Genomic DNA, 11854 nt, shown 5'->3' with positions numbered 1-11854 from the left:
TGAAAGACGCCGGGGGCAAGTCCCGGTCATGATCACGGTGCGTGTTCTATCAAGCGGGCCGTATGGCGGGCGATCATCAGTTCTTCGTCGGTGGGAATGGCCCAGACAGCAATGGGGCTGTCATCGGTACTGATGCGCAGGGCATGGGTTGTATTCGCCGCAGGGTCCAGCTTGATTCCCATCCACGATACCAAGGCGCAGATCCGTTTACGGATTTCGGCCGAGCGTTCGCCAATGCCGGCTGTGAAAACCAGGACATCAAGCCCGCCAATTGTTACCGCAAGGGCCCCGATTTCCTTGGCGGCCTTGTATACGAACAGATCAATGGCTTCTTGTGCTGCCGGAGAATCACTGTCCAGGAGTATTCTCATGTCATTTGACAGGCCGCCGGAAACACCGAGCAGCCCGGACTCCCGGTACAGCAGTTTCTCCAGTGACGGTACATCCAGTTTCTCTTGCTGCAAAAGGTGCAGGATAATCCCCGGGTCCAGGGAGCCGGGGCGCGTGCCCATCATCAGCCCATCCACGGCCGTAAACCCCATGGAGGAATCAATGGCAACCCCGTCTTTCATGGCGCACATGCTGGCACCGCTGCCAAGGTGTGCGGCAATAACCCGTCCCTTGGCCCGTGTTGGTTCCAGCTCAGCAAGACGGCCTGCGATGTATTCGTAAGAAAGCCCGTGAAAGCCGTAGCGTTTGATCCCGGCATCCAGATAGCGTCGGGGCAGGCCAACCAGTGATGCTTCCGGGCGTTTATGGCGGTGGAAGGCGGTATCAAAACAGGCAATCTGTGGAAGCTCGGGATACAGCTTTGCCAAGGTTTCAATGGGGGCGAGGTTGTGGGGTTGATGCAGCGGGGCCAAGGGAACAAATGCCCGCAGTTGCCCCAGAATAGCGGGCGTTACCCGTACCGGGGCATCATGGAGCATACCCCCGTGTACAACCCTGTGCCCGGCAGCCCGCAGGTGCAGCTGATTTCCTTCTGTTGCGTGAATCCAGTTGATCAGGCGTTGCAGAATGTCCTGGTGTGTTCCGGAAGGCCACGCTTCGTCGGCAACCGGTTCACCAGAACGGTTTCGGGCAATAAGGCGGGGTGTAATACCGGTTCCTATCCCTTCAACCTGTCCATGGAGTTTTGGTGCAAGGGAACGGCCAGCCAACGCAAAGACCGTGAACTTGACCGAAGATGAACCCGCGTTGAGAACCAGGATGCCTTCTTCAGCCATGACCTAGCCAACCCCCGTCACGAGTTTTTGTTTTCCTGTGCGCCGGGCCTGGGCATAGCGTGCCGCGACCACACAGGATGCCAGACGTGCCTTGGCGCTGTCGGCCCTGCTGGTCAGGATAATGGGGACCCTTGCCCCCAGAACAACGCCGGCGGCTTCGGCCTCAGCCAGATAGCACAGCTGTTTGGCCAGCATGTTGCCGGCCTCCAGATCCGGTACCAGAAGGATATCGGCATTGCCGGCAACCGGGCTGCTGATGTTTTTGATGCGGGCGGCCTCGCTGGAAATAGCGTTGTCAAATGCCAGGGGCCCATCCAGGATTCCGCCACGAATCTGACCACGGTCTGCCATCTTGCACAGCGCGGCGGCTTCGATGGTTGACGTGATTTTGGGGTATACCGTTTCGACAGCCGACAGGATGGCAACCAAAGGTTGCTCCACACCCATGATGCGCACAAGGTCGATGGCATTCTGGCAGATATCGGCCTTGTCTTGCAGCGACGGATAGATATTGATGGCGGCATCCGTGATAAACAGGGGCTTGGGGTAGGCTGGCGTATCAATAATATAAACGTGACTGATCCGTCGTCCGGTGCGCAGGCCCGTATCACCTTTGGCCACTTCGTGCATCAGTTCATCTGTGTGGAGGCTTCCCTTCATCAGCGCTTCGCATTCCCCTGTGCGACACAGGCCGACAGCCGTAGATGCGGATGCATGGGAGTGTTCTGTATCGATGATCCGGCAGCCATCAATATTGATGCCAAACTCCCGTGCAATAGACCGGATTCGTTTTGATGGCCCGATCAGCACAGGGGTGATCACGCCATGCTTTGCAGCATCCATGGCTCCGGTCAGGGATACCTCGTCACAGGGATGACATACAGCAACTTTGACGGGTTCGGTTGCTTGCGTGGTTTCCAGAAGCCGGCTGAACACGTGGCTGCGTCGCCGCACCGTTATTTCAGGAAGTGGGTCTGCTGAAACAGTTACTTTCTCGATCGGCGCTTCTACCGTTGCGTAGCCTTCCACAACCATTTCATGGCGCTGGTTTACACCTTGGCAATGAAAGACGATGATATGCTCATCTTCCCTTTTTTCCGTTGCCGTCAGCGTCAAGGTCAGAGTGTCACCCAATTCCACCGCCCTGAGGAAGCGCAGTGTTTGCTCCCGGTACACAGTTCCAGGGCCGGGAAGTTCATTGCCAAGCAGGGACGAAAACAGGGAGCCTGCCCACATGCTGTGCCCGCTGACCTTGCCGTTCTTCAGAAGCTTCGCAGCCCATGCATCATCAAGATGTGTGGGGTTATGATCAGAAGACATGATTGCGAATACTTCAGCATCTTCCCGGGTCAGGGTACGGGTCAGCGATGCTGTGTCACCGATACAAATTTCGCTGAACGTACGGTTTTGCAGCGTGATGCGCATGAAATATTTCCAGTTTTCCCGACGATTCCTGATCATCTACAATGAAGCGGGCAACAGGCAACGTGCAAGCGCGAAATGGTTACAGACTGTCACGAATCCAGGTACCAGAACTTGAGAAGACAAGGTGTGATGGGCACAATACCTGTCTTGGCACAGTGTTCTGGATTATACCCTGCATGATGGATCTTGATGATGCGATCGACTTTCTGCCCGAGCCAGCCGGTACCGGCGTTGCTGCGGATGGATTGATACCGCTTCCGGCAGAAACAGATCCTGCCATGCAGGACGCATGGAAGGTCCTGGTTGTTGATGATGACGTCGAGGTTCATCATATCACACGTATTATTTTCAGCGATTTCAGTTTCCGCAGTCGTCCTGTCCGGATGCTGTCGGCATACTCGGCCCGTCAGGCAGTCTCTCTCCTCGAGCAGAACCGCGATGTTGCGCTGATGCTTCTTGATGTTGTCATGGAAACCGAGAATTCGGGCTTGGAACTTGTCTCGCATGTTCGTGATATCATGAAGCTGGATGCCATGCGTATTGTGCTGCGGACCGGACAGCCCGGGCAGGCGCCGGAGCGGGATGTCGTGATGCGTTACGACATCAATGACTACAAGTCGAAGACAGAGCTGACGGCCCAGAAATTATTGACCCTGACTATTTCGGCATTGCGTGCCTATGAGGCTATCGAGGCACTGGAAAACAGTCGTCGTGTTCTGGCTGACAGCAATGTGGCGCTGGAGCAGATGGTAGAGGAGAGAACACGGGCCTTGTCGGCAAGCGAGGCTCATTACCGTGCGGTTCTTGACGCTGTTCCGGAAGGTGTTCTGGTCACGGACGACCAAGGTACCATTCTTTCAGCAAGCCCTGTTGCCTCTGCTATTTTTCGCTCGTCGTCCCTGGTTCACAACGGTCTTTCGTTGAAGGACCTGGTTGCTCCTCCGCACAGTACGGATGTTCTGCGTACTTTGGCCGAGTGCCGCGCCGGTCGCGTTATGCCGCAGCAATGGACGGAAGCCCGCGAGGTAACCGGGCAACGTCCGGATGGGTCTGTCTTCCCGATGGATCTGTCCATCAGCCGTATGGAGCATCAGGGCACTCTGGAATTCGTTGCAACCGTGCGTGACGTGACCCAGCGCCACCAGTATCAGGAAACCCTGCGTCAGGCCCGCCTGGATGCCGAGCAGGCCGCACGGGCAAAATCAGATTTTCTGGCTGTCATGAGCCATGAAATCCGGACACCCCTGAACGGTATTCTTGGTATGGCCCAGATCTTGCGCGATGATCTGGATGATGAGCACCTGAAGGAACTGTCCGACCTGATTTTACGATCCGGTGAATCCCTGCTGAAAGTTCTGAATGACATTCTGGATTTCTCCAAGCTTGAATCGGGTCACTTTGATCTGGAGACAGTGCGTTTTGTGCCCCGTGACATGATCCGCGATGTGATGGCGTTGATGGCAGGCGCTGCTGCCGAGAGGGATATCAGTCTGTCATGGGATGCCGAGGGGCCTGTTGATCTTCCGGTCTTTGGTGATCCATCCCGGCTGCGGCAGGTGTTGCTCAATCTTTTGTCCAATGCCCTCAAGTTTACAGAAAAGGGATATGTGTGCCTGCATGCGGAAGCGGCTGTTGTTCCTGCAGAAGAGGAGCATGCTGACGATGATTATGGATCCATGTTGCTGGATCTCCGTGTTGTGGACAGTGGTATTGGCATTCCGGATGAACAGATCGATCGTTTGTTCGAGCACTTCTCGCAAGCAGATAGTTCCATTTCCCGGCGTTTCGGGGGTACGGGCCTAGGGTTGGCCATTTGTCGGAAGATTGTTGGGGCGATGAATGGCCGCATTACCGTGCACAGTCAGGAAGGGCAGGGATCATCCTTTACGGTTCGGGTCATGCTGCCGTGTGCTCCGACAGAGGATAGCAACCCTGATCGCGTAGAGGGGGCAGATGGTCGCTCCCATACCCTAGACTATACGATCCTTGATCACCTTGATCGTGCTCTTGGTTCCGAGCAGGTGGATGCGTTGCTGGATATTTTCCTGGATGATGTCCGGGCCCTGTGTGGTGGAGCAAGCACCAGGAATGGTACGTTGTCCGTTGCCGATCTTCAACTGACAGCCCGTCGTATGGGGTGTCAGAAACTGGCAGAGCTTCTGGTTGCTGGTGGCCCGGACGGGGTTGTTCTGAGGCAGGCTCTTGATGAAACGCTGGGTGCATTGGCCCTGCGTGGCAAGCAGCGGTCCGATCTTTCTCCGCTCACACATATGTGATCAGTATGACTCCCTGATTTTGTTAGACTATCGCGTCCGCAGGCTTGAGATCTCAGTTTGAGCAGGGGGGGATTTCATCATGAAAAGTGCAACTGTAACCGCAAGCAGTTCCAAGGTTCCCGGTGTTTACCCGGACTCTGAACTGTAGCGGCCGGTGAGGTTCTTTCCTGTGGGCGTGCAGATTTTGGATACAGGCCTTGCTCCTTGTTCTATGGCCGGAATTGGGTTCAGGCCACAGCATTGTACTGACCTTGTCAAACTGCGTGGGTGTGAGAGGTCCATTCCGGGATGGTTGGAAATTCATCCCGAGAACTATTTGATGGACGGTGGAAGTTTACTGGCCGGACTGTATCAGATTGCGGATCTGTGGCCCCTCTCCTTTCATTCAGTAGGGCTGTCGCCCGGGTCATCCTGTGGGGATGATACCGCATTCCTCTCACGCATATTGGCATTACATAACCGCTTCAAGCCGTGCCTTTTTTCTGTCCATCTGGCGTGGAGCCGTCATGATGCTGCCTATTTTCATGATCAGCTTCCTGTACCGTTGACGTATGAGACCCTGGAAGTGGTGGTGCGTAACGTTGATACACTCCAACAGGTGTTGGGGCGGCCTGTTCTGGTTGAGAACCCGTCCCGTTACCTGTGGTTTCGCCATTCGGTTATTCCGGAGCCTGAATTTCTTGCAGCCTTGGCACACCGGACGGGCTGCCGGTTGCTGCTTGATCTCAATAATGTGGTGGTCAGCTGCCACAATATGGGGCTGGACTACCAGCTGTGTATGCGATCGTTTCCACTCGACCTGGTGGACGAGATCCATGTCGCCGGCCATCATCACACGGTTCTGGACGATGGACGGATACTGAAGGTCGATGATCACGGCAGTCGTGTGTCATCTGCTGTCTGGGATCTTTTGCGACAGGTTGTTGCGATACGGGGTGCGCTCCCAGTCTTGGTGGAGTGGGACAACAACATCCCCCCCTTGATTACGCTTCTGGATGAAGTCGTTGTCGCACGGGATATCCTGCTTCAGGAGGAGGATGTCCGTGCCTGTCTTTCCTGATCGCTTGGCCCCGCCTTGGGCGGATTTGCAAGCGTGTTTTGCAAAAGTAATGCTTGGGCAGGACGACATCCGGCATCACCTTGATGAATGGCTGGAGGGACCGGGGCTGTCTGTTTATTGCAGCAGGATTCTATCTGTTCAGATCGATGCTATGGCAGCTGTTTTTCCTGCTGTGCGCCGCGTGGTTGGCGCAGATTGCTTCCAAGGTTTGGTTAGAGCCTTTTTCAGGGCTTATCCGGTTCATGTTCCGTGCTTGCTTGATGCTGGAGATGGGTTTCCTGCATTTCTGGGTGAGCAGGACAGCGTGGCTGGGACGCCTTGGCTGGTCGATGTGGCGGCCCTTGAATGGGAGTGTCATCGTGTCAGCCGGCATGCAGAAAGCCCCTGTCTTGATATTGCAAGCCTTTCAGGCCCCATTGATGATCTTATTTTTGTTCCACGTACAGCGTCGTGCCTGTTCTCGTCCTTGTGGCCGATCAGTGCCATTCGGTCGGCCAGCCTGCTACAGGATATGTCCACTCTTTCTCTTGGTGATGGGCCCGAGTTTCTGTTGCTGGTGCGGCCTGGCGACCAAGTTCTGGTGGAAAATGTTGGTCAACCTGGTTCTGTGTTTTTGCAGCGGTGTTTTTCCGGTGAATGTTTCGGGCAGGCTGCATCGGGTGTCTTGGCGTCACACCCGGATTTTGACTTACAGGCTTTTTTGATCAGGGCGCTGGACGGGCAATGGTTTGCTGGAGTTCGATTTCAGGGATCTGAATGATGTCTCTTACTAATTGATTGATCAATTTTTTGATTGTTATCTCCTGATGCGCAATTCTCCGGTGGTATGCGGAACAACTCTTTTCTAGTGAAAGAATTCTCTTTCGTCTTTAGCATGTATTTTTGGTACCGTTGGACGACGCTGCGGGCGTATGTATGTCCGCTTGGCTGTGGGAAAGGCCGTTCCCGTGCGCCAGAACAGGTCTGTTATTGTTATCATGCTTTCTGCCTTGGGCCTTCTTGTCCTGTGGACAATCTGGTTCGAGTGGCAGAGTCATGGCCGCGCGCTGGAATCATCGCGCCGGGAGGCCGTGGCGATGGTTGGGGCGTCTGCTGCGGCTCTTTCGTCTTCCCTGCGGGCGGTCGATGTGGCCCTGATTTCGGCGCTGTCTGTTCTGGAGGCAGGCAGTTTTGACGTTCAGTCACGCTATGCCAGCATTGTATCCCAGTTACGCCGCCATGCCATGTCTACTCCTGCAATTGATGATATCCTGGTCTTTGACCAGAATGGTGATGTTGTTTTTCACAGTGGTTACGACATTCTTCCCCGTCTCAATGTTGCAGACCGGCAGTATTTTCGTTTCTTTGCTGATGGGTTGAACGAAGGCAATGACGTCCTGTTTGTCGGCGACCCCGTAACCGGCCGTATCAGCGGCGAATGGTTTATTGCCATGGCGCGCCGTTTGTCCAGTCCTGAAGGGGCATTTTCCGGAGTAATCCTGGCAACAGTCGGGACGGTCCCTCTTGCATCGCATGTTCGTTATCTTGCCTCACGAACCGGAGCGTCTGTTGTCCTTGTGACAGGAACGGGTGCGGTGGTTGAGGCCGAAGTGCCTCCCCAGCGTAACAACTGGACAGGGCGCAAGGTGTATAGCCTCCCTCTGGGCCCATTGCCGGTAGAAGAGTCCCTGCTGGTCGATACTGTTCTTGAGGATGAACAGTGGATGACGGTCATACGCCGGGTCGATGATCTGCCGTTGGGCCTGATCTTGTCCCGGCCATGGTCGGTTGCCTTGGCAGAGTGGTACAGCACCCTTGTCCGGGAACTGTTTCTTCTTTTCGGAGCGTTGGTCGCCCTGTCCCTGCTGTGGTGGCCACTTTCCCGGGCCATTGCAGATCGTAACCGTCTGTTCGAGCTGTCTCCGGATCCGGTGTGCATTCTGGATCCAGAGGGTGCTTTTGTGTCAGTCAATCCTGCGTGGGGGTATGTACTGGGGGTAGAACCGGGCAGTCTGCTCCGCAAGTTGTTATCAGATTTTGTTGTTTCCGATGACCGCAAGGCATTTCATGATGTTGTCGCCCGTTTGATCGAGGGGGCAAGGGTTGAGGAATTTGTTGTTCATGTGACGGGGGCAGGGGGTAGCAAGACGCCCCTGTCCTTTACGGCGGTTAGTGACAGTGCCGGTATTTTCGCGATAGCCCGTAATATCAGCCGCCGCCTTTCGGCTGAAAGTGCCTTGCGGCAAAGCGAGCAAAGGTTCCGGGATGTTGCTGAAGCATCAGGGGAATTTGTTTGGGAAGTCGATGCGGCCGGTTGCATCGTCTTTGTGACGGAGCGCGTGCAGGGTGTTCTTGGTTATCGCCCGCCCGATATGAAGGGCTGCCTGTTTGTCTCTTTCATGCGTGGAGAGACCCGGAGGTTTCTTGAGTCCTCCCTGGGGCGCTTGACAGGATTTCGGATGGAAGCCGATGCTTCACGAGCCGATGGAACATCTGTTCGCTTGCGTTTGTCCGGGCTTCCTATTCTGACAGAGGATGGCCATCTGAATGGATTTCGGGGAACGGCCCTGGACATTACGGAAAGTTACCTGGCACGTCAGGCTCTGCAGGACAGCGAGGAGCGGTTCCGTACCATTGTCAACACCGTTGTTGATGGGATTATAACAATCAATGAGAAAGGCAAGGTTCTGTCTGTCAACCCTGCAGCGGAAAAAATGTTTGGTTATGCGGCGGCTGATATGATGGGCCACGATGTCTCCATGTTGATGCCAGAGCCTTATGCCGCTCATCATGGGACCTATCTTGCTGATTATCTGGAGCACGGCCTTCCCAAGGCTATTGGGATGGTTCGCGAGCTGGAGGCCAAACGAAAGAACGGGGAGCTTTTCCCGGTTGAGCTGGCTGTCAGTGAAGTCTGGATTGGTGGTGTTCGTCTCTTCATTGGTGTGGTGCGTGATATTTCCGAGCGCAAGCGTGTGGAGAGAATGAAAAGCGAGTTCGTATCTACAGTCAGTCACGAACTAAGAACGCCCTTGACGTCAATCCGTGGATCACTGGGGCTGGTTGGTGCTGGTGCGGCCGGTGTTCTTCCCGAGAAGGCGAATGAGCTGATCCATATTGCCCATTCAAACTGTGAGCGTCTTATCCGGTTGGTCAATGACATTCTGGATATCCAGAAGATAGAAGCAGGGCGCATGGTCTTTGACATGCAGGTTATTGACTTCTCTGATGTCATAAGGCGATCCATTACGGATAACGAGGCTTTTGCCAACCAGTACAAGGTCAAGGTTATTGCTGCGGCCTTACCAGACCATGTCATGGTGCATGGGGACAGGGACCGGCTTTTCCAGGTTGTGACAAACCTTCTGTCGAATGCAGTCAAGTTTTCTCCATCTGGCGGTGCGGTCAACGTTGGCGTCCAGTTGTCAGGACCAATGGTGCACCTGACGGTAGAGGATTTCGGCCCCGGTATTCCTGAAAGTTTTCGTGATGATATTTTTCAGAAGTTTTCACAGGCCGACTCCACGGATCGCCGCGCCAAGGGAGGGACCGGACTTGGCTTGTCCATTGCCAAGGCGATCGTCGAGCATCACGGTGGACACATTGGATTTCATTCAGTTGAAGGGCAGGGAACAACATTTTATGTTGATATTCCGGCTGTTGGTGATTCCGGGCGTGCGCAACCGACAGGACATGGCAAGGAGGGTTCATGGTGACCCTGCAGCGGGTGCTTTACGTGGAAGATGACCCTGATATTCAAGCCATTGCCACTCTGGCCCTGGTCGATGTCGGAGGATTGAAGGTAACGGCCTGTTCATCGGGAGACGAGGCACTGTCTGCTTTTCCTTCGGCAGATCCTCAGATTGTTCTTCTGGACGTCATGATGCCGGGTATGGATGGTCCGGGTACCCTGCAAGCCTTGCGGAAGCTTCCCGGCGGTGATCGTGTTCCTGTTGCTTTCATGACAGCCAAGGTTCAGTCGCACGAAGTGGCCCGTTACCTTGATATGGGAGCGGCTGGTGTTATCAGCAAGCCGTTTGATCCTATGACATTGGCCGAACAGGTCCGGACAATCTGGCAGCGTGCGGAGTGCATATGACCGAAGGCAAGCTGCGTGATTTGATCATACGCTATGTCCATTCCCTTGATGCACGGCGTGTATCGATGCAGGAAGCCGTTGACCATTTTGTGTCGCTTGCCGAAAAGGGGAAGGATATCCGTCGTGATCGTTACTTTGCTGATTTCCGGCGTGATTCTCATCAGTTGGCCGGATCTGCCGGCAGTATGGGGTTTGCGGCGCTCGGGCGTGCGGCCATGGCGCTGGAAGTGATGATCAATGCATTGGTCGAGCGTCAGTCTTCACCTTCTGTACGTGATATCCGGCAGATGCGCGCTTTGTTCGAGCGCGTTGTTCTGCGTATGGAAGCAACCAATGCGGAAGACAGTACCCTTTTTGCCCTGTCTCATGACGGGACAGAGGATGCACCATCAGGACAGCCCCGTATTATTGCGCTTGTATCCTCTGCGCTTGGGGAGTTCACTCGGTTAGCTCAGGAGCTCCACCCCTTTGGTCTGGAGCTGTCCCTGTGCAGTAACCGTGATTGTTTCATGATGTTGCTACAAGACAACCAATTGCGGGCTGTGTTGATTGACAGGCATTCTACAGTATCCGGGCTTTCCGCTGATCAGGTTCGTGCCCTGTGCCCACCTTCTGTGTCCTTGGTTATTTTATCGGACAAGATAGATCTGCGGTGCCGTGTTGATGCGTGGCATAACGGTGCCGGTTCTGTCATCGACATCAGCAGTGGTGGTGCCGAGGTTGTTGATGCCATAGAGCATGCAGCCGGTCCTATTGGTTATGCCGTACCGCGTGTTCTTATTGTTGATGATGACGAAGCCATTTTGGCTGTCTGCGAGCACGTGCTGTCCGAGGTTGGTATTTCGTGCGAAACATTGCCGCACGCCGAAAATATTCTGGATGTGATCAGTGTGTTCCGGCCAGACTTGCTGGTCATTGACCGGCATATGCCTGACTTTAGTGGTCTTGAGGTTGCAGCCGCTATACGCCAGCAACCCGCTTATACAAACTTGCCGCTGATTTTCCTGACGCGGGATGACAATCTGGAATCACGCATTGATGCCATTCGGGCTGGTGGAGATGGCTATGTCACCAAGCCGGTTGACATGGAGTATCTGATTGCCTTGGTGCGGCAGCGTATTTTGAGATCCCGGCAGTTACAGGGTATGATCAGTCGTGATGGCTTGACCGGTCTGCTCAATCACGCCGCTTTCTACAAGCGCCTGGAGGTGGAGATTGCACAGGCCCACCGTAGCGGTAATCCGCTTTCCGTCATGCTTCTTGATCTTGATTATTTCAAGAAAGTTAATGATACGTGGGGGCATCCGGCTGGTGATGCCGTATTGCAATCCTTGGCCCGTCTTTTGCGCCAGCGGTTACGGTCCGGTGACCTGTGTGGTCGTCTTGGTGGAGAAGAGTTTGCCATTCTACTGACTGGTACCAAGGGGTCCGATGCCCTGCGGGTGGGGGGGGAGCTTCTGGATGCCTTCCGTGACATTACCCATCACAGTGGTTCGGAAACATTCACCCTCACATTCAGTGCCGGTGTGGCGGAACTGACAGCAGGTATTGCTGCGGATCAGCTTCTTGCTTCTGCAGATCGTGCGCTTTATGCCGCCAAGCGTGGTGGTCGTGCGCAAGTATACCGTGACGTCGATATCTCGCCTGACTGACATCCTGTCCTTGCTTGTCTGGTGGTATCTGTGCTTCCTTTACGCCTTGGGGTATGTATGGGTGGGCGAGGCACTGTGTTCTGGTTCGTTGATGTAGGTGAGGGTGCATTTTCGTCGGGTACTTCTTGTCAATTGCG

General features: G+C 54.7%; 8 protein-coding genes. 6 read left to right on the top strand and 2 right to left on the bottom strand.

Going from position 1 to position 11854, the window contains the following annotated elements:
- Positions 1 to 32: 32 nt before the first annotated feature.
- Positions 33 to 1226 carry an acetate/propionate family kinase gene (locus HEQ72_RS02745; RefSeq protein ID WP_168022462.1) on the bottom strand — a complete coding sequence of 398 codons (1194 nt, stop codon included), beginning with the start codon at positions 1224 to 1226 and terminating at the stop codon, positions 33 to 35.
- 3 nt (positions 1227 to 1229) lie between these two features.
- Complete coding sequence (locus HEQ72_RS02740) at positions 1230 to 2651, bottom strand: bifunctional enoyl-CoA hydratase/phosphate acetyltransferase (protein WP_168018594.1); 1422 nt, start codon at positions 2649 to 2651, stop codon at positions 1230 to 1232.
- 176 nt (positions 2652 to 2827) lie between these two features.
- Here HEQ72_RS02740 and HEQ72_RS02735 point away from each other — a divergent pair, with 176 nt between their 5' ends.
- From HEQ72_RS02735 to HEQ72_RS02710, 6 genes are all read left to right on the top strand, one after another.
- Positions 2828 to 4927 (top strand): ATP-binding protein, encoded by a 2100-nt coding sequence (locus HEQ72_RS02735; protein ID WP_168018595.1) that lies wholly within the window; start codon positions 2828 to 2830, stop codon positions 4925 to 4927.
- A 211-nt stretch (positions 4928 to 5138) separates the two neighbouring features.
- Entirely contained in the window at positions 5139 to 5987 is an 849-nt protein-coding gene (locus tag HEQ72_RS02730) for a DUF692 domain-containing protein (protein ID WP_168022461.1), read from the top strand.
- Positions 5971 to 6747, top strand: coding sequence for a putative DNA-binding domain-containing protein (locus HEQ72_RS02725; RefSeq protein WP_168018597.1), 777 nt, complete (start codon positions 5971 to 5973; stop codon positions 6745 to 6747). The genes HEQ72_RS02730 and HEQ72_RS02725 overlap by 17 nt, the downstream gene beginning before the upstream one ends.
- Positions 6748 to 6898: 151 nt before the next feature.
- The gene (locus HEQ72_RS02720) at positions 6899 to 9682 is read left to right on the top strand and encodes a PAS domain S-box protein (protein WP_168022460.1); all 2784 of its coding nucleotides are present in this window, start codon (positions 6899 to 6901) and stop codon (positions 9680 to 9682) included.
- A complete protein-coding gene (locus tag HEQ72_RS02715; RefSeq protein WP_168022459.1) occupies positions 9676 to 10065 on the top strand; it encodes a response regulator in 390 nt (129 codons plus the stop codon). The genes HEQ72_RS02720 and HEQ72_RS02715 overlap by 7 nt, the downstream gene beginning before the upstream one ends.
- Positions 10062 to 11717, top strand: coding sequence for a diguanylate cyclase domain-containing protein (locus HEQ72_RS02710; protein ID WP_168018605.1), 1656 nt, complete (start codon positions 10062 to 10064; stop codon positions 11715 to 11717). Before HEQ72_RS02715 ends, HEQ72_RS02710 begins: the two co-directional genes overlap by 4 nt.
- Positions 11718 to 11854 lie beyond the last annotated feature (137 nt).

The sequence above is a fragment of the Haematospirillum sp. 15-248 genome, assembly GCF_012102665.1.
Lineage (GTDB): Bacteria > Pseudomonadota > Alphaproteobacteria > Rhodospirillales > Rhodospirillaceae > Haematospirillum.
This window is presented reverse-complemented; position numbering and strand designations above follow the sequence as displayed.

Bases quoted from the DNA above. Each gene is read 5' to 3' on its own strand.
- HEQ72_RS02740 (WP_168018594.1), bottom strand. From the start codon at position 2,651: ATGCGCATCACGCTGCAAAACCGTACGTTCAGCGAAATTTGTATCGGT.
- HEQ72_RS02745 (WP_168022462.1), bottom strand. From the start codon at position 1,226: ATGGCTGAAGAAGGCATCCTGGTTCTCAACGCGGGTTCATCTTCGGTC.
- HEQ72_RS02730 (WP_168022461.1), top strand. From the start codon at position 5,139: ATGGCCGGAATTGGGTTCAGGCCACAGCATTGTACTGACCTTGTCAAA.
- HEQ72_RS02720 (WP_168022460.1), top strand. From the start codon at position 6,899: ATGTATGTCCGCTTGGCTGTGGGAAAGGCCGTTCCCGTGCGCCAGAAC.
- HEQ72_RS02735 (WP_168018595.1), top strand. From the start codon at position 2,828: ATGATGGATCTTGATGATGCGATCGACTTTCTGCCCGAGCCAGCCGGT.
- HEQ72_RS02715 (WP_168022459.1), top strand. From the start codon at position 9,676: ATGGTGACCCTGCAGCGGGTGCTTTACGTGGAAGATGACCCTGATATT.
- HEQ72_RS02710 (WP_168018605.1), top strand. From the start codon at position 10,062: ATGACCGAAGGCAAGCTGCGTGATTTGATCATACGCTATGTCCATTCC.